Annotated in this window: 22 protein-coding genes; 7 read left to right on the top strand and 15 right to left on the bottom strand. The window is 66.1% G+C overall.

The genetic code is table 11. The features are described 5' to 3' along the window. Positions 1 to 3: 3 nt before the first annotated feature. The 3 genes from gshB to rsmI are packed head-to-tail and all read right to left on the bottom strand — an operon-like array spanning position 4 to position 2250. Positions 4 to 954 carry a glutathione synthase gene (gshB, locus tag CRO07_RS14640; RefSeq protein WP_097031418.1) on the bottom strand — a complete coding sequence of 317 codons (951 nt, stop codon included), beginning with the start codon at positions 952 to 954 and terminating at the stop codon, positions 4 to 6. Positions 955 to 1012: 58 nt separating this feature from the next. Then, positions 1013 to 1366 carry a YraN family protein gene (locus CRO07_RS14635; RefSeq protein ID WP_097031417.1) on the bottom strand — a complete coding sequence of 118 codons (354 nt, stop codon included), beginning with the start codon at positions 1364 to 1366 and terminating at the stop codon, positions 1013 to 1015. Then, positions 1363 to 2250, bottom strand: coding sequence for a 16S rRNA (cytidine(1402)-2'-O)-methyltransferase (gene rsmI / locus CRO07_RS14630; RefSeq protein ID WP_097031416.1), 888 nt, complete (start codon positions 2248 to 2250; stop codon positions 1363 to 1365). The genes CRO07_RS14635 and rsmI overlap by 4 nt, the downstream gene beginning before the upstream one ends. A gap of 78 nt (positions 2251 to 2328) precedes the next feature. On the opposite strand from rsmI, the gene CRO07_RS14625 reads away from it, so the two are divergent. From CRO07_RS14625 to murJ, 3 genes are read left to right on the top strand one after another with little or no spacing between them, the layout of a single operon-like run. Next, entirely contained in the window at positions 2329 to 3498 is a 1170-nt protein-coding gene (locus tag CRO07_RS14625; protein ID WP_097031415.1) for a penicillin-binding protein activator, read from the top strand. Further along, on the top strand, positions 3482 to 6277 hold the full coding sequence (locus CRO07_RS14620; protein ID WP_097031467.1) for a [protein-PII] uridylyltransferase: 2796 nt from the start codon (positions 3482 to 3484) through the stop codon (positions 6275 to 6277). Before CRO07_RS14625 ends, CRO07_RS14620 begins: the two co-directional genes overlap by 17 nt. Next, positions 6274 to 7815 carry a murein biosynthesis integral membrane protein MurJ gene (murJ, locus tag CRO07_RS14615; RefSeq protein ID WP_097031414.1) on the top strand — a complete coding sequence of 514 codons (1542 nt, stop codon included), beginning with the start codon at positions 6274 to 6276 and terminating at the stop codon, positions 7813 to 7815. The genes CRO07_RS14620 and murJ overlap by 4 nt, the downstream gene beginning before the upstream one ends. 23 nt (positions 7816 to 7838) lie before the next feature. On the opposite strand, the gene CRO07_RS14610 is transcribed toward murJ, so the two are convergent. Beyond that, positions 7839 to 8525: a rhomboid family intramembrane serine protease gene (locus CRO07_RS14610; RefSeq protein WP_097031413.1), complete on the bottom strand. Its 687-nt coding sequence runs from the start codon at positions 8523 to 8525 to the stop codon at positions 7839 to 7841. A 90-nt stretch (positions 8526 to 8615) separates the two neighbouring features. Between CRO07_RS14610 and trpS the strand changes: the two genes are divergently transcribed. Then, positions 8616 to 9659: a tryptophan--tRNA ligase gene (trpS, locus tag CRO07_RS14605; RefSeq protein WP_097031412.1), complete on the top strand. Its 1044-nt coding sequence runs from the start codon at positions 8616 to 8618 to the stop codon at positions 9657 to 9659. 90 nt (positions 9660 to 9749) lie between these two features. On the opposite strand, the gene CRO07_RS14600 is transcribed toward trpS, so the two are convergent. Beyond that, complete coding sequence (locus CRO07_RS14600) at positions 9750 to 10469, bottom strand: DUF1223 domain-containing protein (protein WP_097031411.1); 720 nt, start codon at positions 10467 to 10469, stop codon at positions 9750 to 9752. Between the two features lie 220 nt (positions 10470 to 10689). Here CRO07_RS14600 and acnA point away from each other — a divergent pair, with 220 nt between their 5' ends. Then, positions 10690 to 13374, top strand: coding sequence for an aconitate hydratase AcnA (acnA, locus tag CRO07_RS14595; protein ID WP_097031410.1), 2685 nt, complete (start codon positions 10690 to 10692; stop codon positions 13372 to 13374). Between the two features lie 153 nt (positions 13375 to 13527). Here the strand turns inward: acnA and CRO07_RS14590 are convergent, their stop codons facing one another. From CRO07_RS14590 to yajC, 9 genes are read right to left on the bottom strand one after another with little or no spacing between them, the layout of a single operon-like run. Next, a complete protein-coding gene (locus CRO07_RS14590; protein WP_097031409.1) occupies positions 13528 to 14064 on the bottom strand; it encodes a DsbE family thiol:disulfide interchange protein in 537 nt (178 codons plus the stop codon). After that, the gene (gene ccmD / locus CRO07_RS14585; RefSeq protein ID WP_097031408.1) at positions 14057 to 14218 is read right to left on the bottom strand and encodes a heme exporter protein CcmD; all 162 of its coding nucleotides are present in this window, start codon (positions 14216 to 14218) and stop codon (positions 14057 to 14059) included. Before ccmD ends, CRO07_RS14590 begins: the two co-directional genes overlap by 8 nt. Beyond that, positions 14218 to 14946, bottom strand: a complete 729-nt coding sequence (locus CRO07_RS14580) for a heme ABC transporter permease (RefSeq protein WP_097031407.1) — start codon at positions 14944 to 14946, stop codon at positions 14218 to 14220. Before CRO07_RS14580 ends, ccmD begins: the two co-directional genes overlap by 1 nt. A gap of 49 nt (positions 14947 to 14995) precedes the next feature. Beyond that, positions 14996 to 15652 carry a heme exporter protein CcmB gene (gene ccmB / locus CRO07_RS14575; protein ID WP_097031406.1) on the bottom strand — a complete coding sequence of 219 codons (657 nt, stop codon included), beginning with the start codon at positions 15650 to 15652 and terminating at the stop codon, positions 14996 to 14998. After that, positions 15649 to 16278 carry a heme ABC exporter ATP-binding protein CcmA gene (ccmA, locus tag CRO07_RS14570; RefSeq protein WP_097031405.1) on the bottom strand — a complete coding sequence of 210 codons (630 nt, stop codon included), beginning with the start codon at positions 16276 to 16278 and terminating at the stop codon, positions 15649 to 15651. The genes ccmB and ccmA overlap by 4 nt, the downstream gene beginning before the upstream one ends. Positions 16279 to 16332: 54 nt before the next feature. Beyond that, positions 16333 to 16686, bottom strand: coding sequence for an Mth938-like domain-containing protein (locus CRO07_RS14565; protein WP_097031404.1), 354 nt, complete (start codon positions 16684 to 16686; stop codon positions 16333 to 16335). Positions 16687 to 16730: 44 nt separating this feature from the next. Continuing rightward, positions 16731 to 17699 (bottom strand): protein translocase subunit SecF, encoded by a 969-nt coding sequence (secF, locus tag CRO07_RS14560; RefSeq protein WP_097031403.1) that lies wholly within the window; start codon positions 17697 to 17699, stop codon positions 16731 to 16733. 10 nt (positions 17700 to 17709) lie between these two features. Then, positions 17710 to 19374 carry a protein translocase subunit SecD gene (gene secD / locus CRO07_RS14555; protein WP_097031402.1) on the bottom strand — a complete coding sequence of 555 codons (1665 nt, stop codon included), beginning with the start codon at positions 19372 to 19374 and terminating at the stop codon, positions 17710 to 17712. 17 nt (positions 19375 to 19391) lie between these two features. Next, entirely contained in the window at positions 19392 to 19718 is a 327-nt protein-coding gene (gene yajC, locus CRO07_RS14550; RefSeq protein WP_097031401.1) for a preprotein translocase subunit YajC, read from the bottom strand. Between the two features lie 238 nt (positions 19719 to 19956). Here yajC and serS point away from each other — a divergent pair, with 238 nt between their 5' ends. Next, positions 19957 to 21249, top strand: a complete 1293-nt coding sequence (serS, locus tag CRO07_RS14545) for a serine--tRNA ligase (protein ID WP_097031400.1) — start codon at positions 19957 to 19959, stop codon at positions 21247 to 21249. A gap of 534 nt (positions 21250 to 21783) precedes the next feature. On the opposite strand, the gene CRO07_RS14540 is transcribed toward serS, so the two are convergent. After that, positions 21784 to 22395: a lytic transglycosylase domain-containing protein gene (locus tag CRO07_RS14540; RefSeq protein ID WP_097031399.1), complete on the bottom strand. Its 612-nt coding sequence runs from the start codon at positions 22393 to 22395 to the stop codon at positions 21784 to 21786. Positions 22396 to 22570: 175 nt separating this feature from the next. On the opposite strand from CRO07_RS14540, the gene ssb reads away from it, so the two are divergent. Next, positions 22571 to 23098 (top strand): single-stranded DNA-binding protein, encoded by a 528-nt coding sequence (gene ssb, locus CRO07_RS14535; RefSeq protein ID WP_097031398.1) that lies wholly within the window; start codon positions 22571 to 22573, stop codon positions 23096 to 23098. Positions 23099 to 23327: the final 229 nt, after the last annotated feature.

The following is a 23327-nucleotide window of genomic DNA, read 5'->3' as shown; positions in this document are numbered from 1 at the left end:
CGGTCAGCCCTCACCCCGACGCTTCGCCTCGATCACCTGCCAGATCCGGGCGGCACCATTGGTGCCATCGAACCTCTCAAGCTCTTGCAGGCCGGTCGGGGACGTGACGTTGATTTCGGTCAGATGGTCGCCGATCACATCAATGCCAACAAAAACCTGGCCCTTCTCGCGCAAGACCGGCCCGATGGCGGCGCAGATATCAAGATCTCGCGGGGTCAGCCCCACCTTCTCGGGCCGCCCCCCGGCATGCATGTTCGACCGCGTCTCGCCCGCCTGCGGAACCCGGTTGATCGCCCCGATCGGCTCGCCGTCGATCAGAATGATCCGCTTGTCACCGCGCTCGACCGCCGGCAGAAACTTCTGCGCAATCAGCGGCTCGCGGCTCATCGAGATGAACAGCTCGTGCAGCGACGACAGGTTGCGGTCGTTGGGATCAAGCCGGAACACACCCGCCCCGCCGTTGCCATAAAGCGGCTTCAGAATGATATCGCCATGCCGTTCCTTGAAAGCGCGGATCGTGGCCAGATCGCGCGCGATGGTCGTAGGCGGGATCAGATCGGGAAACCGCAGCACAAGAAGCTTCTCGGGCGAATTGCGCACCCAGAACGGATCGTTGACCACCAGAACCCCGGGCATCAACAGCTCCAGAATATGGGTCGTGGTGATATAGCCCATGTCGAAAGGCGGATCCTGCCGCAGCCAGACCACATCGAACCGGCCCAGATCAACCTCGGTTTCCTCTCCAAAACTGACATGGTTGCCGACTTCACGGCGAAGCTCGATCCAGAAACCGCGCGCCGTTACCCGACCATCGTCATAGGCCAGCCGATCCGGCGTGTAAAAGAACAACCGGTGCCCGCGGGACTGCGCTTCAAGCGCGATGCGGAAGGTGCTGTCGGCGTCGATATTCACCGACCCGATCGGATCCATCTGAAGGGCGACTTTCAGGCTCATGCGCGTCTCCTGCAACTGCGGTCCTTGATGGCGCAGCGCCGGGACGGTTGCAACCGGATCAGGCCGCGAAGGCGTTCTCGATGATCTCGACGCGGCCATGGCCATCGACAAGCGCCACGTCGAACCGGCTGGCGGTCAGTTGTCCCGCAGGCTCACCGGCCAGAAATTCCGATGCCGCGCCCCAGATCCGGTCCATCTGCCGGCGGGACAGCCGCACCGCCGCCCCGGCATGGGTAACGCTTTTCTTCACCTCGATGAAGATGACCTCGGCGCCTTCACGGGCAATCAGGTCGATCTCGCCCGAAATCCCGCGCCAGCGCCGGGCCGCGATCGACCGCCCGGAACGGTCATAGACACGGGCGACAGCGTCTTCCGCGGCCTGCCCCGCCAGGTAGGAAACCTTTCCGCTCATTCGTCCTCCGCCATCCGCAATGCAGCCTGATACACCTCGCGCCGCGGCAACCCCAGGTCTGCCGCAACCGACGCCGCCGCTTCCTTCACCGACATGTTGGCCAGCGCCACAGCAAGCGCCGCCGTCAGATCCGCCTGCCCGGCACGAACCGGCGCTTCGCGATCCACCACCAGCACGATTTCGCCTTTCACCGCACGATCCGAAAATTCTGCCGCCAGATCCACCAGACGGCCGCGTGTCACTTCCTCGAATCGCTTGGTCAGTTCCCGGCAGACAGCCGCCTCCCGGTTTCCGAAGCTTTCCACCATATCCCCTAATGTTCGGCTAATGCGTTTGGGTGATTCGTAGAAAACAAGTGTTGCCGGGACATGCGCGACCTCGGCCAGAAACCGGGCGCGCGCGGCCTGGGTCGGCGGCGGGAAGCCTGCAAACAGAAACCGATCCGTCGGCATCCCCGAAACGGTCAGCGCAGCCAGCACCGCCGAGGGCCCCGGCGCGGTCAGCACCTTGTGGCCTGCGGCGATTGCGGCACGGGCGAGTTGGTAGCCTGGGTCCGCCACCAGCGGGGTGCCGGCCTCGGATGCATAGGCAACCGAGCGGCCGTCCTCCAACGCCCGCATCAGGCGCGGGCGCACCGCTTCTCCGTTATGGTCGTGATAGGCCACCAGCGGCCGGCCAGCCAGCGGGATGCCGTGGATCTCAATCAGGTGGCGCAGCGTGCGGGTATCCTCGGCCGCCAGCACATCCGCCGCCCGCAGGATATCAAGGGCGCGCAGGGTGATGTCACGGGCGGCACCAATCGGCGTCGCCACGAAATGCAGCCCCGGCGCAAGCGGGCGCGGGCCTGTCGCAGCCGGTTCCGGCTCGGCTTCGCCGATGGCCATGGCGTCTCTCCTTCGCAAGTTGCCATCCCGGGTGGCGGCGCTATTGTCGCCTGAACACCCAACGGGATGAGGAGAAGCATGTTGTCCGTTCTCAGCCGCGCCCGCAAGTCGCTGGGCCGCGCCGCTCTGGCGATGGCAGCTCTCGCCGTCGCCGCCTGCGAGCCTGTGGCCATGACCGGCGGCGGACCCGCCGTCGACCGCGCGCAGCCGGTTCCGGTGGCGCTTCTGGTGCCGTCGGGGTCGGGACAGGCCAGCGACGAGGTTCTGGCCCGCAGCCTTCAGAACGCCGCGCGGCTGGCGGTGGCCGACCTTGGCAATGTCAGGATCGACCTGCGGATCTACAACACCGCCGGTCAGCCTGCACAAGCCGCCGCCATGGCCACGCAGGCAGTGGACGATGGCGCAAAGATCATCCTCGGCCCGGTTTTCGCGCAAGAGGCCAATGCCGCGGGCGTGGCCGTCGCCCCGCGCGGGGTCAGCGTTCTCAGCTTCTCGAACAACACCGACATTGCCGGCGGCAATGTCTTCGTGCTGGGGCCCACCTTCCAGAACACCGCCGACCGGCTGTCGCGCCATGCCGTCCGGCAGGGCGCCGGGCGGATCATGGTCGTGCATGACCGCACCGCCGCCGGCCAGACCGGCCGCGCCGCGATCGAACGCGGGGTCGCCCGCGCCGGCGGCACACTGGTCGCGACCGCGGATTACGAATTCTCGCAAAACGGCATCGTCTCGGCCACCCCCGGCATCGTCGACCGCGCAAGGGCCAGCAACGCGCAGGCGCTGTTCCTGACCGCCGACACCGCCGGCGCGCTGCCGCTGGTCACCCAACTTCTGCGCGAAAACGGCCTGCCCGAAGACACCGCTCGCTTCATCGGCCTGACGCGCTGGGACATTCCGTCGGCCACGCTGTCGCTGCCGGGCGTTCAGGGCGGCTGGTTCGCGCTGCCCGATCCGGGCGTCTATGGCCAGTATGAAAGCCGCTATCGCGCGGCCTATGGCGAGGCGCCGCATCCGATCTCGGGGCTGGCCTATGACGGCATCGCCGCGGTGGGGGCGCTGGTCAAGCGGGGCGACGATCTGGGGCCGCGGGCGCTGACCCAAGGCTCTGGATTCGTCGGCGTGAACGGCATATTCCGACTGCTGAGCGACGGCGGCAACGAACGCGGATTGGCCGTCGCGCAGATCCGCAACAATCAGGTGGTAGTGATTGACCCCGCGCCGCGAAGCTTCGGTGGTGCCGGCTCCTGAAGCCGGCGCCGGGCAGGATCCCCTTTCGCAGGGGCTGATCCTGCCCCGTCCCCGCATCATCGACCCCGAGGCGCTGACCAGCGCCATTCTGGCCGAAATCGACGCAACCTCGCCCGGTGACCCGCGCGCCGCGCGCGCCATCGCGGTCCGGCACATGACCGAGGCCAAGGCCACCGGCAACCGCGCCCTGTCCGAAGCCTTCGAGGCCCGGCCGCGCGAAGCCCGCAGCCTGATCCGGGCGCTGGCGGTGCTGACAGACGGGCTGGTGACCACCGCGCTGCGGGTGGCCTGCGACCGGCTGCACCCGCTGCCCAACCCCACCGAATCCGAACGTATCGCCGTTCTGGCGGTGGGCGGCTATGGCCGGGCTGAAATGGCCCCCCAGTCCGATGTCGACCTGCTGTTCCTGACGCCGTGGAAAATCACGCCATGGGCCGAAATGGTGATCGAGAGCATGCTTTACATGCTCTGGGATCTGCGGCTGAAGGTGGGCCATGCCAGCCGCACCGTGCGCGATTGCATCCGCATGGCGCGCGAGGACATCACCATCCGCACCGCCCTGCTGGAACACCGCTTCCTTGCCGGCTACGCCCCCTTGGCCGAGGATCTGGGGGAAAGGCTGTGGGACGAGCTGTTCAGCGCCACCGGCGCCCAGTTCATCGAGGCCAAGCTGGAAGAACGCGCCCAGCGCCACAGGCGGCAGGGCGGCCAGCGGTATGTGCTGGAGCCCAACGTGAAAGAGGGCAAGGGCGGCCTGCGCGACCTGCAAACGCTTTACTGGATCGGCAAATACCTGAACCGCGTCGCCTCGCCGGCGGGGCTGGTGGCGGCGGGGCTGCTGACGCGCGAGGAATTCGAGACCTTTGAGCGCGCCGAGGGCTTCCTGTGGGCCGCGCGCTGCCATCTGCATTACCTGACCGGCCGGGCGACCGACGCGCTGACCTTCGACATGCAGGTCGAGGTGGCGGCGCGCATGGGCTATCAAGATGCCCGCGGCCGCCGCGCGGTCGAAATCTTCATGCAGGACTATTTCCGCCACGCCACCCGCGTGGGCGAACTGACCCGCGTCTTCCTTGCCCAGCTTGAAGCGCGGCACGCGAAAAGCGAACCCTCGCTGCTGGGCATCTTCCGGCGCAAGAAGCGGCTGAAGCCCGGCTACCGGCTGCTGAACGGGCGGATCGACATTGCCGACCCAAGGGCGTTTCTGGCCGACAAGCTGAACCTTCTGCGGATCTTTGAAGAAGCCCTGCGCACCGGCCTGCTGATCCATCCGGCCGCAATGCGGATCATCGCCGCGAACCTGCATCTGTTCGACGAAGACATGCAGCACGACCGCGAGGCCAACCGCATCTTCCTTGACCTGATGCTGAAGCACGGCAACCCGGAACGTGCGTTGCGCCGGATGAACGAGTTGGGCGTTCTGGGCGCCTTCATCCCCGAATTCGAACGCATCGTCGCGATGATGCAGTTCAACGTCTATCACCACTTCACCGTGGACGAGCATACGATCCAGTGCATCTCGACGCTGGCGCAGATCGAACGCGGCGAGTTGGACGAGGAACTGCCGCTGTCGCGCCGCATCCTGACCGAAGGCGGCGTGAACCGGCGGGTGCTGTATGTGGCGCTGCTTCTGCATGACATCGGCAAGGGCCGCCCCGAGGATCACGCCATCCTTGGCGCCCAGATCGCCCGGCGTGTGGCGCCCCGTCTGGGGCTGAACGCGGACGAGGCGGAAACCGTCGAATGGCTGGTGCGCTATCACCTGCTGATGTCCGACATGGCGCAAAAGCGCGACATTGGCGACCCGCGCACGGTGCGCGACTTTGCCAAGCTGGTGAAGTCGAAAAAGCGGCTGGACCTGTTGACGGTGCTGACGGTCTGCGACATCCGCGGCGTGGGTCCGGGGACGTGGAACAACTGGAAGGCGCAGCTGATCCGCAAGCTTTACCGCGAAACGGTAACGGCGCTGGACGCGGGGCTGGAAACGCTGAACCGCGAAAACCGCGAGGACGAGGCCAAACGCGCCCTGCGCGAGGCGCTGGAAGACTGGGACCAGAAGGATCTGCGGACCGAGCTTGCCCGCCATTACGCGCCCTACTGGCAGGCGCTGCCGACCGCGACCCATTCGGTTTTCGCCCGGATGCTGAAGGGCCTTGGCGCCGACGAGATCCGCATCGATCTGGACCCCGATCCCGACCGCGACGCGACGCGGGCCTGTTTCGCACTGGCCGACCATCCGGGCATCTTCTCGCGGCTCTCCGGCGCGCTGGCGCTGGTGGGGGCCAACGTCGTCGACGCGCGGACCTATACCACCAAGGACGGCTATGCCACGGCGGTGTTCTGGGTGCAGGACGCCGAGGGCAGCCCCTACGAGATCGCCCGCCTGCCCCGGCTGTCGACGATGATCGACAAGACCCTGAAAGGCGAGGTGGTGGCCCGCGATGCACTGGCAGGCCGCGACAAGGTCAGAAAGCGCGAAAGCCAGTTCCGGTTTCCGACGCACGTCGCCTTCGACAACGACGGGTCCGACATCTACACCATCATCGAGGTCGATACCCGCGACCGCCCCGGCCTGCTTTACGATCTGACCCGGACACTGGCGGCCAACAACATCTACATCGCCTCGGCGGTGATCGCGACCTTCGGGGCGCAGGTGGTCGATACCTTCTATGTCAAGGACATGTTCGGGCTGAAACTTTACCAGAAGACCCGGCAGGAGACGCTGGAAAAGAAGCTGCGTCAGGCGATCCTGGACGGTGTGGAACGGGCGCTGAAGTGAAGCCGATCTCGCTGGCCCGTGGGTTTCTGACCGTTGGCGGCTGGACGCTTGTCAGCCGCGGCGCGGGGTTTGCCCGCGACATGATGATGGCGGCCTATCTGGGCGCCGGCCCGGTGGCCGAGGCGTTCCTGATCGCCTTTTCACTGCCCAACATGTTCCGCCGCTTCTTTGCCGAAGGCGCCTTCAACATGGCCTTCGTGCCGATGTTCGCCAAGAAGCTGGAAGGCGGCGAGGATGCCCAAGGCTTTGCCCGCGATGCCTTTTCCGGCCTTGCCGGGGTGCTGGTGGCCTTCACGCTGCTGGGCACGCTGGCGATGCCTTGGCTGGTGCTGGCGATGGCCTCTGGGTTTGTGGGCGACGCGCGCTTTGATCTGGCGGTGGATTTCGGCCAGATCGCCTTTTCCTACATCCTGTTCATCTCGCTTGTCGCGCTGCTGTCGGGGGTGTTGAACGCCTTTGGCCGCTTTACCGAAGCCAGTTTCGTGCCCGTGCTGATGAACCTGATGTTCATCGCCGCCATGCTGCTGGCCGACAGGCTGGGCTGGGACATGGGATATACGCTGGCATGGACGGTGCCGGTGACGGGGCTGGCGCAGTTTCTGTTCACATGGATCGCAGCCAGCCGGGCGGGCTTTACGCTGTGGCCGCATCTGCCGCGGCTGACGCCGGATCTGAAACGGCTGGCGGTGATCGCCGCGCCCGCGGTGCTGGCGGGGGGGGTGGTGCAGGTGAACCTGCTGGTGGGCCGTCAGGTCGCCAGCTTCACCGAAGGCGCGGTGGCGTGGCTGTCCTATGCCGACCGGCTGTATCAGTTGCCGCTGGGCGTCGTCGGCATCGCCATCGGCACCGTGCTGCTGCCAGACCTGTCGCGCCGCCTGCGCGCGGGGGACGACTCTGGCAGCCGCGCCTCGTTCAACCGCGGGGCGGAGTTTGCGCTGATGCTGACCATTCCGGCCGCTGTCGCGCTGGTGGTGATCGCGCTGCCCTTGACGCAGGTGCTGTTTCAGCGCGGCGCCTTTGGCGATCTGGATGCGACCAACACCGCGCTGGCTCTGGCGGCCTATGGCGTGGGCCTGCCCGCCTTCGTGCTGCACAAGGTGCTTCAGCCGCTTTACTACGCGCGCGAGGATACGCGGCGCCCGTTCCATTACGCCGTCGTCTCGATGGTGGTGAATGTGGGCTTTGCCGTGGGTCTGATGCCGGTGATGGGCTTCATGGCAGCGGCGCTGGCGACCTCGGTCGCGGGCTGGGTGATGGTCTGGCAGCTTTGGGCCGGCACCCGCGGCATGGGCGATGCCTCGCGGCTGGACGACCGTTTCCGCGCCCGGCTGCCGCGTATCCTGCTGGCCGCGGGCGTGATGGGGGGCGTGCTGTGGGCGGCCGGTCAGGCGCTGGGGCCGTTCCTGATCCAGCACGGCTGGCGCTATCCGGCGCTGGCGGCGCTGGTGGCGGCGGGGATCGTGACCTACTTTGGCGTGGGTGCGGTCATCGGCGCGTTCCGGCTGTCGGACCTGCGGTCGCTGCGGCGGCGGGGCTAGCGGCCCCGCCCTGCGCGTCGGATCTAGCGCCGGCGCAGCTTTGCCATCACCCGCGCCCAGCCCCCCGGGCTGACAGCGAACGACAGCAGAAAGCCGGTGGCGAACCCCGCCAGATCGGCCACCCAGTCATACCCACCCTGAAAGAACAGGCCGAACAGAAGCTGGATCGCCAGCAGAAGCCCGATCAGGCTGAAGGCGCGATACTGGTTGCCGCCCGTCGCCGCCAGCTTCACCCACAGAAGGAAGGTAAAGGCGCCGATCATGCCATAAACCGCAGGATAGGCCCCGATCAGCGGCGCCCGCACGAAGGGCAGCGCGGTATAGGCCAGCGCCCCCGCCAGCGCCGAGCCAAAGAACACCGCCAGCACCGCCCATGGCCGGAACACCTCGGCCACCATCTTGCCCAGCGCCAGCAGGATCACCACCGCCATCAGCGCATGCAGGAAACTGGCATGGACAATGGGATAGCTGACCAGCCGCACCATGGCCTGCCACGGATAGGTGCCGGTCTCGATCATGGCGCGCATCAGATCGGGCGAGAACGCGAACCGCTGCCATGCATCCAGCCGCCAGCCCTCGGCCGCGGCACCGCCGACAAGGCCGGTCTGGCCAAGGCCCAGAACCGCCTCCATCGCGATGATCGGCAACGCCAGAAGCCAGACCACGCCGGGCAGCGGGTTGATCGGTGGCGCAGAATAATCGTGACGCATAGGGGCCTCGTGTCGCGCGGGCCGTCACATTGACGCTCCCCGCCCTCGGGGATAAGGCCAAAGCGTATCATTTACCAGACGGAGCCAACCATGACCGAGCCGGTCCAAACGCCTCAGGTCTTCCCCACGCGGATCTTCTCCGGCATCCAGCCCTCGGGCGGGCTGACGCTGGGCAACTATCTCGGCGCGCTGAAGCGGTTTGTCGAGATGCAGAAGGACGGGGTCGAGACGATCTACTGCCTCGTGGACATGCACGCGATCACCGTCTGGCAAGACCCCGCCAAGCTGCGCCAGCAGACCTACGAGGCCGCCGCAGCCTTCATGGCCGCCGGCGTCGATCCCGCCCGCTCGATCCTGTTCAACCAAAGCCAGGTGACGGCGCATGTCGAACTGGGCTGGATCTTCAACTGCGTGGCGCGGATGGGCTGGATGGGCCGCATGACGCAGTGGAAGGACAAGGCGGGCAAGAATTCGGAAAACGCCTCGCTGGGGCTGTTTGCCTATCCGGCGCTGATGGCCGCCGACATTCTGGCCTACAAGGCCACCCATGTCCCGGTGGGCGAGGATCAGAAGCAGCATATCGAACTGACCCGCGATATCGCGCAGAAGTTCAACAACGACTATGGCGTGAATTTCTTCCCCGTGACCGAGCCGGTGATCGAAGGGGCCGCGACCCGCGTGATGTCCCTGCGCGACGGCACGAAGAAGATGTCGAAATCCGACCCCTCGGATCAAAGCCGGATCAACCTGACCGACGATGCCGACGCCATAGCGCAGAAGATCCGCAAGGCCAAGACCGACCCCGAACCGCTGCCCGACACGCTGGACGGCCTGAAAGAGCGCCCCGAGGCGCGCAATCTGGTCAACATCTATGCAGCCCTTGCCGGCACCTCGGCCGAGGCGGTGGTGACCGAATACGCCGGCGCCCAGTTCGGCAGCTTCAAGCCGAAGCTGGCGGAACTGGCGGTCTCGGTGCTGTCGCCGATCACGACCGAGATGAACCGCCTGATGCAGGACCGGGCCGAGATCGACCGCATCCTTGCCGACGGGTCCGACCGCGCCGACGCCATCGCACGGCCGATTCTGGATCAGGTCTATGACATCGTGGGCATGATCCGTTCGCGTCGCAGGTGACAGACGGGACATGACCGAAGGGCGGGCCGGTGACGGCCCGCCCTTCGGTCATGTCGGGGGATGGGGGGCCGCCCTGCCCGCCCCTTTCCGTCAGCGCAGCGCCGCCGCTGCAAGGATCGCACCCGGGCCTTCGTGCTGAAGCACCACGGCCAGCGGCTCTGGTCCCGGCGTGGGGGCGTCGATTGCCAGCGGCGCCTGCCCGCCCCAATCGCCCAGAACCTCCCATGAGGTGACGATGTTGCGGTATGTGACGGTGCGGCCGGCATTCTCGCCGGTCTCGATCTCGACCGTCTGCGCCGGCAGATAGCGCACAAGCTGCACCCGCACCGATCCGTCCAGCGGCGGATCGGCCTCGGCGCGGATGCGCAGCAACTCGCCCTCGCGCTGAAGATGCAGGCGAACCCGGGCAGGGGCATCAAGATGGCGCAGGATCAGCGCGGCCACCGCTTCGGGATTGTTGCCCTCGACCCGGTCGATGCCGCCCACGATCATCTGCGGCGTGTAGATGGTCCGACTACCCGCCGCGCGGGCATAGGCCTTCTGCCGCTGGGTGAACCGGGCATCGGCAAACCGGTCGGTCCAGCCGATATAGTCCCAGTAATCCACATGCAGCGCCAAGGGGATCACCCGCGGATCGTCGGCCAGCAGCGCCAGCAATTCGTCGGCCGGCGGACAGGACGAACACCCCTGCGAGGTGTAAAGTTCGACCACCACGCCAGCGTGCGACTGCGATTGCGATTGCGCGGAAGCGCCGGCGGCAAACCCGACAGAAAGCGCCAAGGCGGCGCCAAGCGTCCATCGCATCTGCATGAGGTCTCCCTGTTCTCCAGCCTTGGTTCTAGCCCTGCCTGCGACGAACGGGCCAATCAAGGTTTTGCGAGCCGCACCGGTGAAAAAGCCGCAGGAACCCTCTGGATTTTCGGCATACAATGGCATACATGAATGCCATCACTCTTGCACGACCTTGCCCTCTGGGGCAGAACCGCTTGAAGCTTAAGCCCAACCCTCGCCACGGCGCCAGGAGGATCGTATGACCGTCACCGTCGGACACGACAGCCAGAACACCCGCAAGACCCTGAACGTCGGCGGGGCGAGCTATGCCTATTACTCGATCCCGGCGGCCGAAGCGGCCGGCCTTGGGCAGTTTTCGCGCCTGCCCGCCGCGCTGAAGGTGGTGCTGGAAAACATGCTGCGGTTCGAGGATGGCAAGACGGTCAGCGTCGATGACATCCGCGCCTTTTCCGAATGGGGCGCCAATGGCGGCAAGAACCCGCGCGAAATCGCCTATCGCCCGGCCCGCGTGCTGATGCAGGACTTTACCGGCGTTCCGGCCGTGGTGGACCTTGCCGCGATGCGCGACGGCATCCTGGGCCTTGGCGGCGATGCGCAGAAGATCAACCCGCTGAACCCGGTCGATCTTGTCATCGACCATTCGGTGATGATCGACGAATTCGGCAACCCCCGCGCCTTCCAGATGAACGTGGACCGCGAATATGAGCGGAACATGGAACGCTACACCTTCCTGAAATGGGGGCAGAAGGCGTTCAACAACTTCCGCGTGGTGCCGCCGGGCACCGGCATCTGCCATCAGGTGAACCTGGAATACCTCGCCCAGACCGTCTGGACCGACCGCGATCAGGACGGGCTTGAGGTCGCCTACCCCGACACGCTGGTCGGCACCGATTCGCACACCACCATGGTCAACGGCCTTGCCGTCCTTGGCTGGGGCGTGGGCGGGATCGAGGCCGAGGCCGCGATGCTGGGCCAGCCGGTTTCCATGCTGATCCCCGAAGTCGTGGGCTTCAAGCTGACCGGCCAGATGGTCGAGGGCACCACGGCGACCGACCTTGTGCTGAAGGTCGTGCAGATGCTGCGCAAGAAGGGCGTGGTGGGCAAGTTCGTCGAATTCTACGGCGAGGGTCTGGACCATCTGCCGCTGGCGGACCGCGCCACCATCGCCAACATGGCGCCGGAATACGGCGCAACCTGCGGCTTCTTCCCGATCGACGCCGAGACGCTGCGCTATCTGCGGCAAACGGGGCGCGACGAAGCCCGCATCGCGCTGGTCGAAGCCTACGCCAAGGCCAACGGCATGTGGCGCGACGAAGGTTACGCGCCGATCTACACCGACACGCTGCATCTGGACATGTCCGAGATCGTGCCGGCCATCTCGGGCCCCAAACGCCCGCAGGACTACCTGCCGCTGACAGAGGCCAAGGCTTCGTTCGCGAAAGAGATGGAGGCGACCTTCAAGCGCCCGCAGGGCAAGGAAGTGCCGGTGAAGGGCGAGGATTACACCATGTCCTCGGGCAAGGTGGTGATCGCCTCGATCACGTCCTGCACCAACACCTCGAACCCCTATGTGCTGATCGGCGCCGGTCTGGTGGCACGCAAGGCCCGCGCGCTGGGTCTGAACCGCAAGCCCTGGGTCAAGACCTCGCTTGCCCCCGGATCGCAGGTCGTTTCGGAATATCTGGAAGCCGCCGGCCTGCAAGAGGATCTGGACGCCATCGGCTTCAACCTTGTGGGCTATGGCTGCACCACCTGCATCGGCAACTCTGGCCCGCTGCAACCCGAGATCTCGGCCGCGATCGCCGAGGGCGATCTGGTGGCCACGGCGGTGCTGTCGGGCAACCGCAACTTTGAAGGCCGGATCAGCCCGGACGTGCGGGCGAACTACCTCGCCTCGCCGCCCTTGGTGGTGGCCTATGCGCTGGCCGGCGACATGAACATCGACCTGACGTCGGAACCGATCGGCATGGGCACCAACGGCCCGGTCTATCTGAAGGACATCTGGCCGACCAACGCCGAGATCGCCGAACTGGTCGACCGCTGCGTGACCCGCGAGGCATTCCTGAAGAAATACGCCGACGTGTTCAAGGGCGATGCCAAATGGCAGGCGGTCGAGACCACCGACAGCGAAACCTACGACTGGCCGCCAAGCTCGACCTATATCCAGAACCCGCCCTATTTCCGGAACATGTCCAAGAAACCGGGGGTCATCACCAACATCACCGGCGCGCGGGTTCTGGCGCTTCTGGGCGACATGATCACCACCGACCACATCTCGCCCGCGGGTTCGTTCAAGGACACCACGCCGGCCGGGAAATATCTGGTGGACCGCGGCGTCGCCCCGCGCGAGTTCAACTCTTACGGGGCCCGCCGTGGCAACCACGAGGTGATGATGCGCGGCACCTTCGCCAACATCCGCATCAAGAACGAGATGCTGGACGGCGTGGAAGGCGGCTATACCCTTGGGCCGGACGGAGTGCAGACCTCGATCTATGACGCCTCGATGGCCTATCAGGCGGCGGGCACGCCGCTGGTGATCTTTGGGGGCATCGAATACGGCGCGGGCTCCAGCCGCGACTGGGCGGCCAAGGGCACGGCGCTGCTGGGCGTCAAGGCCGTGATCGCGGAAAGCTTCGAGCGCATCCACCGCTCGAACCTGGTGGGCATGGGGGTGATCCCGTTCGAGTTCACCGAAGGCCAGACCCGCAAGAGCCTTGGCCTGAAGGGCGACGAGGTGGTGACGATCGAGGGTCTCGACGGCGACCTGAAGCCGTTGTCGCTGGTGCCCTGCACCATCACCTATGGCGACGGCACGGTGAAGGCGATCCAGTTGAAATGCCGGATCGATACCGAAATCGAGATCGAATATGTCGAACATGGCGGCGTGCTGCACTATGTGCTGCGCGATCTGGCCCAAGCCTGAGACGGGCCTTGAACGGCACCTGGCGCCCCGGTCGAAAGGCCGGGGCGTTGGTGTTTCTGCGGGCGGAACCCCGGACATGGCAGCGCAGGCCGCAGAGGTCGGAGCCTCCGGCGGGGATATTTTTGCCAGAATGAAAGCGGGGGCGCGGGCGCGTCAGTTCGCAGCGGCGGCTTGCGCCATCGCGGGGCGAAGCGTGGTTTCCAGTGTCTGCTCGGTCACGGGGCCTGCAAAACGCAGGACAATCCGGCCCTCGGCGTCGATCACATAGGTTTCCGGAACGCCGTATACGCCCCAGTCCAAAGCCATCCGGCCGCTTTCGTCGGCGCCCATCGTGGCATAGGGGTTGCCCAGTTCCGCAAGGAAGGCCTGTGCGTTCCCAGGCTTGTCCTTGTAGTTCACGCCGTGGATGGTGACGCCTTCGGAGGCGAGTTTTTCCAGCGTCGGCGCCTCGATCCGGCAGGGGGCGCACCAGCTGGCCCAGTAGTTCACCAGTTTCACGCCCGGCTCGCGCAGGGTGGCGTCGGTGAAGGCGGGGGCGTCGCCAAGCGGGGTCAGGCGGACGGCGGGGGCGGGCTTGCCGGCGAGCGCAGAGGGAAGTTCGTCGGGGTTTTCGCGCTGCATGCCGACGAAGAACATCAGCGCAAGGCCGGCAAAGATCACCGGGGGCAGCAGCATCAGGGGCTTAGACATCGGTGCGCCCCTGCCGTTGCTCCACGTCGCGCAGCAGGCGGCGGACGCGCGTGCCGCGCCACAGCGTCAGCAGCACGATCGCAAGGATCAAGCCGAGGCTGGCGCCATAGGCTGTCAGAACCGGCAGCGCATATTTGCCCAGATCGGGAAGCATCAGGCCATCCTTTCGCGTGCCAGAAGGGCCTGCACGCGGCGGACGCGGATTTCTGTCCGGGTCCGCAGCAGGACAAGGGTCAGGAACATCAGCACGAAGCCCCCGATGCACAGCAAGAGCGGGAAGTAGAACACGTCAGAGATGTTCTCTTCCTTGTCGAGGCTGAGGGTGGCGCCCTGATGCAGGCCCTGATTCCAGAAGTTCACCGCATACCGGCTGAGAACCGCAAAGACCGAGCCGACGATGCAGAGAACCGACGTCAGGTCAGCTGCGGTATCGGGATTTTCAACCGCCTGCCAAAGCGCGATATAGCCCAGGTAGAACAGCGCAAGGATCAGGAACGAGGTCAGCCTTGGATCCCACGCCCACCAGGTGCCCCACATCGGCTGGCCCCAGACCGCGCCGGTCACCAGCGCGATCAGGGTGAAGGTCAGGCCCACCGGCCCTGCGGCCTTGGCAGCCAGCGCCGAGACATGGTGCCTGCGCACCAGCCAGATCAGCGAGGCGGCCAGCATCATCAGCCAGGCGTTGATCGCCATCAGGGCCGCAGGCACATGCAGATAGATGATCTTGACCGTGGAGCCCTGTTTGTAATCGTCGGGCGTGAAGAAAAAGCCCCAGACAAGGCCCGCGACAAGGCAGGCCGCTGTTGCCGCGGCCGCCCACGGCAGGGCGATGGCCGAGGTCTCCATGAACTTCTTCGGATTGGCGTATTCCCAGATCGACATGGCTCGTCAGCTAGGCTCTTGGAACGCCGGATTCAAGCCGGCTCTTGGGTCAGCGTAGATTTATCCGAACGGCAGCGGCTGAGGCGAAAGGAAGCAGGGCCGCCACACCGGCGGTAATCCCCGCCAGCAACAGAAGCGGGGTCGCCACCGACATGCCCTCGGCGCCGCGGCGCACGGCCTCGGCGCCGAACACCAGCGTCGGCACATAAAGCGGCAGGACCAGCAGGCTGAGCAGCAGTCCGCCACGCTTCAACCCCACCGTCAGCGCGGCACCGAAGGTTCCGATCACCGACAGCGCGGGCGTTCCCAGCGCCAGCGACGCCAGCAGCCAGCCGTAGCCCGCAGGCGGCAGGTTCAGAAGCAGCGCCAGCAGCGGCGAGATCAGCGTCAGCGGCAGGCCGGTCACGATCCAGTGCGCGGCGGCCTTCACCGCCACCACGCCTTCCAGCGGGATCGGGGCCGTCGCCAGCAGATCAAGCGAGCCGTCCTCGTAATCCAGCGCGAAGATCCGGTCGAGCGACAGCAGGCAGGCCAGCAGCGCCCCCACCCACAGGATGCCCGGGGCGATCTTCGCCAGCGTCGCGGATTCCGGCCCGACGCCCAGCGGGACCAGCACCGCAACCAGCAGGAAAAACGCCAGCCCAAGGCCGAAGCCGCCGCCGGCGCGCAACGCAAGGCGCAGATCGCGGATCAAAAGCGCGATCATGCCGTCACCCCGGCGAAAGGATCGTCCTCGGCCTGCGCCACCGGCGCCTCGGCCCGGAAGGGCGAAAGGTCCAGAACCTCGGCCTCGTCCAGACCAAGGTCGATATGGGTTGCCATCAGCGCCGCGCCCCCGGCCGCCAGATGATCGCGCACCGCCGCCCCGAACAGCGCGACCGACGCCGCATCCAGCGACACCGTCGGCTCGTCCAGCACCCACAGCGGCCGGCCCGTCACCAGAAGCCGCGCCAGACCAAGGCGCCGCTTTTGCCCGGCCGACAGGTTCTGCGCCTGCCGGTCGGCCAGCGCCGCAAGGTTCATCCGCGCCATCGCGGCTGCCGTGTCGGTCGTGCCGTAGATCGCAGCCCAGAACGACAGGTTCTCGGCCACGGTCAGCGTGGCCTTCAGGCCATCGGCATGGGCGGCATAGGCCACCGCCTCGGGCGACATCGACACCATTCCCGCCACAGGCGGCTGAAGGCCCGCGACGGTGCGCAGCAGCGTGGTCTTGCCGATGCCGTTCGGGCCGCGCAGGATCAGCGCCCGGCCTGCGCCCAGCCGGAAGCTGACGCGCGAAAGCACGGTGACGCCGCCGCGGGCGCAGGCAAGGTCGGTGACTGTCAGATCCATCGTCCTGCCCTAGCGCATCTTTCCCGGCAGCAAAAGGCACCCCATCCGCAAGGGTCAGACCGGCAGCAGTGCCACCGCCACCCGGCGCCCCTCCGACAACAGCACATTGTAGGTGCGGCAGGCGGCAGCCGAGGCCATGACCTCGACCCCCAGTCCCGCCTGTTCCAGTTCGGCACGGAAGGTCGCCGGAACATGGGCCACATCGGCCCCCATGCCCACGAACAGCACATCGATCCGCCCCGCCAGCGCAAGCGGCGTCGCCGTATCGTCAAGCCCACCCCAGGGGCCGGGCCCCCAGGGCGAGATCAGACAGGCGCCCTTTAGCCGCTGGCCGCCGATGCGGAAGAAGCCGGGTCCATAGCCCTCGATCGGCGGCGCGGTGTCATAGGTGATCTCGGTCAGGCGCATGGTGGGGGCCCCTTCGGAAGCGGCCGGAGGTTCCGGCCGGCAGATCAGGCGTCAACCTCGGCGAAGCGGGTGCCAGAGGGCCCGTCCTTCTTCGGGCCCCCCCGGTCCACGCCCAGATACAGCACGATGTTCTTGGCCATATAGACCGAGGAATAGGTGCCGATCACGATGCCGAAGGTGATCGCGAACACAAAGCCACGGATCACGTCGCCGCCAAGCACCAGAAGAGAGATCAGCGCGATCAGGGTCGTCGTCGTCGTCATCAGCGTCCGGCTGAGCGTTTCGTTCACCGACAGGTTCATCACGTCGCGCAAGGGCATGGTCTTGAATTTCACAAGGTTCTCGCGCAGGCGGTCGAACACCACCACCGTGTCGTTGATCGAATAGCCCAGGATCGTCAGCAGCGCCGCCACCGTCGTCAGATCGAACTTGATCTGGAACAGCGAAAAGACACCGATGGTCACCAGCACGTCATGGATCAGCGCCGCGACCGATCCGATGGCATACTGCCATTCGAACCGCAGCCAGATATAGACCGCGATCCCGGCCGATCCGGCGACGACGGCAAGAACCGCAGCCCAGACCAGTTCGGCCGAGACCTTGGGGCCGACCGATTCGATCGAGGGGAAGGTGATCGACGGATCAACCGTTTTCAGGGCCCGCTCGACCGCCTGAACCATTTCGGGGGTGACGGCCTCGGTGTCTTCCTGAGCCTGGATGCGGATCTGCGAGACATGCTGATCGGCGGCGAAGCCCGGGTCGAACACTTCGGTGATCGACACGTCGCCAAGGCCCAGCGGCTCGATCGCCTGCCGATAGGCGCCGACATCGACGGGCTGCGCCGAGTCGGTGCGGATCGTGGTGCCACCGCGGAAGTCGATCCCGAAGTTCAGCCCGAAAGTCAGCCAGAAGACAACCGACAGGACCATAAAGACGACGGACAGGCCGAAGGTCACGGGCGCGAAGCGGAAAAAGTCGATATTGGTCTTTTCCGGCGCAAGTTTCAGGCGCATCGCGGCCTCCTCAGACGGTGATGGTCTTGGGTCGGCGCAGGTTGACCCAGGCCGCGACGACAAGGCGGGTGACAAACAGTGCCGAAAAGACCGAGGTGATGATGCCGATCCCCAGCGTGACGGCAAAGCCGCGCACCGGGCCCGCGCCGACCATGAACATGATGACGGCTACAAGGAAGGTGGTCACGTTGGCATCGACAATCGCCGACAGCGCCTTTTCAAACCCCAGTTCGATCGCACGGGCGGGCGATTTCGCCTGGCGCAACTCCTCGCGGATGCGTTCGAAGATCAGCACGTTGGCATCGACCGCCATGCCCAGCGTCAGGACGATCCCGGCGATCCCCGGCAGGGTCAGCGTGGCACCGATCACCGACAGCACCGCAAACAGCAGCGCAATGTTCGTCGCCAGCGCGACCGAGGCAAAGACGCCGAACAGCCCGTAACTCGCGACCATGAACAGCACCACGGCCACCATCCCGACCAGCGCGGCAAGCGAACCCGCGTCAATCGAATCCTGCCCCAGTTCCGGGCCGATCGTGCGTTCTTCCAGAAAGGTCATCTCGGCCGGCAGGGCGCCCGCGCGCAGCAGCACCGCCAGTTCGGTCGATTCCTCGACCGAGAAGCTGCCGGTGATGATGCCCGAACCGCCCGCGATATGCGACTGGATCACCGGGGCGGAAATCACCTCGTTATCCAGAACGATGGCGAAGGGCTTGCCGATATTGGCCGCCGTGTAGTCGCCAAAGGCCCGCGCACCCGTGGGATCGAAGCGGAAGCTGACGGCGGGGCGGTTGTTCTGGTCGAACGAGGGCTGGGCATCCACCAGCTCGTCGCCCGAGACCACCGGAACCCGTTCCAGCACATAATAGATGTCGCGTTCGTCGGCGGCGGGCAGCAGCAGGTTCCCGCCGGCATCCGCGCCCGGATCAGAGGTGCGGCTGATGACAGGATGGAAGGTCAGTTTTGCCGTGGTGCCGATCAGCGATTTCAGTTCGGCAGCCGAGCCGATGCCGGGCACCTGAATCAGGATGCGATCTTCGCCCTGCCGCTGGATCGTCGGCTCTCGTGTGCCGACTTCGTCGACGCGGCGGCGAATGATTTCAAGACTTTGCTGGATCGTGCGGCCATCCATCGCCGTGCGTTCGGCATCGGTCAGACGCACCACCAGCACATCGCCCTGCGCCGCCACCTCGATGTCGCTTTGGCCCATGCCGGTCAAAGAGATGATCGGCTGCGCCAGCTTGCGCGCCGCCTCGACCGCGACGGTCATGCCCTCGGCGCGCGAGATTGCCACCCGCAATTCGCCGGGCGGGGCGGGCTGACGGCGGATGTTGCCGACCTCGGCCCGCAGGACGCGCAGCGCGTCGCGCAGCTCTGGCCACAGCATGTCCATGCGCGCGGCATGAACATCCTCGACCTTGACTTCGGCCAGCAGATGGGCGCCGCCGCGCAGGTCAAGGCCAAGGTTCACGATGTTCGAGGGCAGCCAGTCCGGCCACAATCCCGCCGCGGCCTGCTGTTCGGGGGTGGCCACGCCACCCGACGCCTCAATGGCCGCGACCGCGTCATTGTGGGTTTCGACGCGGTCGTAGAACAGGTTGGGTGCAGCGTAAAGGATCGCAAGGACGCAGACGCCCAGGACCATCACGCGCTTCCACAGCGGGATATACAGCATCTTGACCGCCCCCCGGATCAGGCGGCAGCCGGTTCGGTCTTGGACATGACCTGCACGATGGTGGCCTTCATCACGCGGACCTTCACGCCCTCGGCGATCTCGACCTCGACAATGCCGTCGTCATGCACCTTGACCACCTTGCCGACGATGCCACCGCCGGTCAGAACCTGGTCACCGCGGCGCAGGGCTTCTACCATGGCCTTGTGTTCCTTCAGCTTTTTCTGCTGCGGACGGATCAGCAGGAAATACATGATCACGAAGATCAGGATCAGCGGCACAAAACTGGTGAAGGCGCCGAGGGCACCGGGGTCGGCGGCCTGGGCGAAGGCGGGGGTCACGAACATGAATCGTCCTCTTGGGTTCACCCGGGGCTGGGCCCGGACTTTGGCGGGCGCACCCTAGCCGCGGGGTGCCGCGATGGCAAGCAAGCGCCATGGCGGGCGATATATGCGCGCCCGGGCGCGATCCAAGGGGCAGGCGCGGGTGACGCAGCCCCACGCAGCGGGTGGCGTTGCACATTCCGGTTCACCTTGGCCGTTGGATCGGGCATTAGGGGCGCGATCCTCAAGCCAAGGTGATCCCATGCACGACATCCGCGCCATCCGCGAGACCCCCGACCGTTTCGACGCCGCGCTGTCGCGGCGCGGGCTTCCGGCGCTGTCGGCCGAGATCCTGGCGCTGGACGAGGCTCGGCGGGCGAAGATCCTGGCCGCCGAGACCGCACAGGCCGAACAGAACCGCGCCTCGAAAGAGGTGGGCGCCGCCAAGGCCCGCGGCGACGAGGCCGAGTTCGAACGCCTGCGCGCCCTTGTGGCCGAGAAGAAGGCCGAAGTGGCCCGCCTGAACGAGGAAGCCGCCGCCGAGGATGCCCGCCTGCGCGACATGCTGGTGGCGATCCCGAACGCACCGCTGGCCGATGTGCCCGATGGCCCGGACGAGACCGCAAATGTGGAAATCCGCCGCTGGGGCAACCCGCGCGCCTTCGACTTTGCCCCGCGCGAACATTTCGACATTCCGGCCGTGAAGCCGGGGATGGATTTCGCCACTGCCGCGAAACTTTCGGGCAGCCGGTTCGTGATGCTGACGGGCGCGGTGGTCCGTGTCCACCGGGCGCTGGCGCAGTTCATGCTGGACACGCATGTAAACGAACACGGCCTGACCGAATGCTGGACCCCGGTTCTGGTCAAGGACGAGGCGATGTTCGGCACCGGGCAGTTGCCGAAATTCGCCGAGGACAGCTATCAGACCACCAACGGCTGGTGGCTGATCCCGACCTCGGAAGTCACGCTGACCAACTCCGTGGCGGCCGAGATTCTGGACGAGGCGGCGCTTCCCATCCGCATGACCGCACATAGCCAGTGTTTCCGGTCGGAAGCCGGCAGCGCGGGCAAGGACACCGCCGGGATGTTGCGCCAGCACCAGTTCGAAAAGGTCGAGATGGTGTCGATCACCACGCCCGACACCTCGCTGGCCGAACATGACCGCATGACGCGCTGCGCCGAGGCCATCCTTGAAAAGCTGGGCCTGCCCTATCGGACCATCGTGCTTTGCACGGGCGACATGGGCTTTGGTGCGCAAAAGACCCATGACATCGAAGTGTGGCTGCCCGGCCAGAACACCTACCGCGAGATCAGCTCGGTCTCGGTCTGCGGCGATTTTCAGGCGCGGCGGATGAACGCCCGCTTCCGCCCTGCGGCGGGTGGCAAGCCGGAACACGTCCATACGCTGAACGGGTCGGGGTTGGCCGTGGGGCGCTGCCTGATCGCGGTGCTGGAAAACGGCCAGCAGGCGGATGGCTCGGTCGATCTGCCGGCGGTTCTGCACCCCCATCTGGGCGGCAAGACCCGCATCGCCGCGGATGGCCGGCTGGACTGAACGGGCAATGCCCTTCGTGTTGTTGTTCACCGCGGCTGATACCGGGCTTCCTGGGATCTGATACCGGATGGGCGGTGGTCCCCGGGCGGAACCGGATTGCCCGGCAACGCCCGGACACTCCGTTGCGGCCCCTCGGCCGGGGCCAGTTCAAGGCGGGTGATCGGGCGGCGTAGCACCTCGTTCGACGCCCCGGGTTCAGCCAGGGCCGCGGGGTAATAAGGGGCGAAGGTCGGCTCCGGTCACGATGGCCCTACGGCATGGGGTGGCCCGTCGCGTCGCCCACAATCAGGCCCCCAGATGGGTGACACGACAAGCTCGGCCGTGCCCGCCAGACGTTCGTGGTGCCGTCAACCTGGCATGGCGATCAGCACCATGCGGGCAGCACGACCGAGGACGCTTGGCTTGATGCCCAACAGGCGGCCCTTGTCGCCAGGCAAGCCCATCATCGGCGGGCGGCGACAGAGTTCGCGACCGTCAGTTCGGCTTTCGATCCAAAGGACAGCCCCACACCCCCAAGGGGGGCTTCGGACCCCCTCACCCGCCCCAGACGACCTTCACATAGTTCTGCGTCTCGGCATAGGGCGGGATGCCTGCGTGCTTTTCAACCGCCTGCGGGCCGGCGTTATAGGCCGCCAGCGCCAGTTGCCAGTTGCCGAACTTCGAAAACATCATCTTCAGATAGCGCGCCCCGCCATCCAGATTCTGCAGCGGATCGTTGATGTCCACCCGCAGAAGCTGCGCCGTGCCCGGCATCAGTTGCGCCAGCCCCGTCGCGCCCTTGACCGAGACCGCGCCGGGGTTCCAGCCCGATTCCTGCTGAACCAGCCGCAGGAACAGATCCTCGGGCACGCCATGGCGGCGGGCGGCGGCCTTGGCCGCCTCAAGATACTCGCCCTTGTAGCGGCCCGAATAGCGCGCCGTGGGCTGGGGCAGCAGGCTTTCCGGCGTTTTCGGCTTCAGCCGGGCCGAGCCCTCATACTGTTTCGCCAGCCGGCCATCGAGCAGCTTCGCCTGCGACTTGAAGACCCCGGCCCGGTTCATGGTCGAGCGTGACAAAGTCAGCCCCTCGGCCGTGGCCATTTCCGGCACAGCGGCCAGACCGAAACCGACGGCCACTGCGCCCAAAGCACCGATCCAATGACGCATAGGATAACCTTCATCTGTCCCGGCGGGGACACTACAGGGATTCGCCCCCGGTTTGCTACCGTTTTGACGGGCTGGCTGCGGTGCCTCGGGCGTTGCGGCTTTGGCCGGGGCAGTATAGGCACTTTCTTAACCAATCCGGGCGAGACTGCCCGGGCCAGAAGGATTCGGAGGAAGCATGGCGGGCTCGGTCAACAAGGTGATTCTCATCGGCAACCTCGGCCGCGACCCCGAGGTGCGCAGCTTCCAGAACGGCGGCAAGGTGGTGAACCTGCGGATCGCCACCTCGGAAAACTGGCGAGACAAGCAGTCGGGCGAACGGAAAGAGCGCACGGAATGGCATTCTGTCGCGATCTTCGATGAAAACCTTGCCCGCGTCGCCGAGCAGTATCTGCGCAAAGGCTCGACCGTCTATATCGAGGGCCAGCTTGAAACCCGGAAATGGCAGGACCAGTCGGGGCAGGACCGCTACAGCACCGAAGTGGTGCTGCGCCCGTTCCGCAGCACGATGACAATGCTGGGCGGCCGGTCCGAAGGCGCCAGCAGCAGCGCCGGCGGTGGCTATGACGATCGCGGCGGTTATGACAATTACGACAGCTATGGCGGCGGCAACCCCGCCCCGGCCCGCGGCGGTTCCGCCCCGTCGGGCGGCGGAATGGGCGGCAGCGCCCGCCGCCCCGACCTTGACGACGAGATCCCGTTCTGACGGTTTAACTTCCGGACCGGAAATTTTGAACGAAGAAACCCTTTACCGCCAGCGCGGTAGAGGGTTTTTTACATCCGGAGTGGCTCTGTTGCACAAATCACGTGAGGGATTCATCTGGTGTTATCCGGCGTGGTAGCAGGGCCGCATGAGCAGACCGACCCCCCCGAGCTACAAGACCAGGAACTGGCCGGCCTATAACGAAGCGCTGAAGCGCCGTGGCTCGCTGACG

This window comes from Cereibacter ovatus (assembly GCF_900207575.1).
GTDB lineage: Bacteria > Pseudomonadota > Alphaproteobacteria > Rhodobacterales > Rhodobacteraceae > Cereibacter_A > Cereibacter_A ovatus.
The sequence above is the reverse complement of the archived record's forward strand: the minus strand, read 5'-3'. Positions and strand labels throughout refer to the sequence as shown.

Bases quoted from the DNA above. Each gene is read 5' to 3' on its own strand.
- gshB (WP_097031418.1), bottom strand. From the start codon at position 954: ATGAGCCTGAAAGTCGCCCTTCAGATGGATCCGATCGGGTCGGTGAAT.
- CRO07_RS14635 (WP_097031417.1), bottom strand. From the start codon at position 1,366: ATGAGCGGAAAGGTTTCCTACCTGGCGGGGCAGGCCGCGGAAGACGCT.
- rsmI (WP_097031416.1), bottom strand. From the start codon at position 2,250: ATGGCCATCGGCGAAGCCGAGCCGGAACCGGCTGCGACAGGCCCGCGC.
- CRO07_RS14625 (WP_097031415.1), top strand. From the start codon at position 2,329: ATGTTGTCCGTTCTCAGCCGCGCCCGCAAGTCGCTGGGCCGCGCCGCT.
- CRO07_RS14610 (WP_097031413.1), bottom strand. From the start codon at position 8,525: ATGCGTCACGATTATTCTGCGCCACCGATCAACCCGCTGCCCGGCGTG.
- trpS (WP_097031412.1), top strand. From the start codon at position 8,616: ATGACCGAGCCGGTCCAAACGCCTCAGGTCTTCCCCACGCGGATCTTC.
- CRO07_RS14600 (WP_097031411.1), bottom strand. From the start codon at position 10,469: ATGCAGATGCGATGGACGCTTGGCGCCGCCTTGGCGCTTTCTGTCGGG.
- acnA (WP_097031410.1), top strand. From the start codon at position 10,690: ATGACCGTCACCGTCGGACACGACAGCCAGAACACCCGCAAGACCCTG.
- CRO07_RS14590 (WP_097031409.1), bottom strand. From the start codon at position 14,064: ATGTCTAAGCCCCTGATGCTGCTGCCCCCGGTGATCTTTGCCGGCCTT.
- ccmD (WP_097031408.1), bottom strand. From the start codon at position 14,218: ATGCTTCCCGATCTGGGCAAATATGCGCTGCCGGTTCTGACAGCCTAT.
- CRO07_RS14580 (WP_097031407.1), bottom strand. From the start codon at position 14,946: ATGTCGATCTGGGAATACGCCAATCCGAAGAAGTTCATGGAGACCTCG.
- ccmB (WP_097031406.1), bottom strand. From the start codon at position 15,652: ATGATCGCGCTTTTGATCCGCGATCTGCGCCTTGCGTTGCGCGCCGGC.
- ccmA (WP_097031405.1), bottom strand. From the start codon at position 16,278: ATGGATCTGACAGTCACCGACCTTGCCTGCGCCCGCGGCGGCGTCACC.
- CRO07_RS14565 (WP_097031404.1), bottom strand. From the start codon at position 16,686: ATGCGCCTGACCGAGATCACCTATGACACCGCGCCGCCGATCGAGGGC.
- secF (WP_097031403.1), bottom strand. From the start codon at position 17,699: ATGCGCCTGAAACTTGCGCCGGAAAAGACCAATATCGACTTTTTCCGC.
- secD (WP_097031402.1), bottom strand. From the start codon at position 19,374: ATGCTGTATATCCCGCTGTGGAAGCGCGTGATGGTCCTGGGCGTCTGC.
- yajC (WP_097031401.1), bottom strand. From the start codon at position 19,718: ATGTTCGTGACCCCCGCCTTCGCCCAGGCCGCCGACCCCGGTGCCCTC.
- serS (WP_097031400.1), top strand. From the start codon at position 19,957: ATGCACGACATCCGCGCCATCCGCGAGACCCCCGACCGTTTCGACGCC.
- CRO07_RS14540 (WP_097031399.1), bottom strand. From the start codon at position 22,395: ATGCGTCATTGGATCGGTGCTTTGGGCGCAGTGGCCGTCGGTTTCGGT.
- ssb (WP_097031398.1), top strand. From the start codon at position 22,571: ATGGCGGGCTCGGTCAACAAGGTGATTCTCATCGGCAACCTCGGCCGC.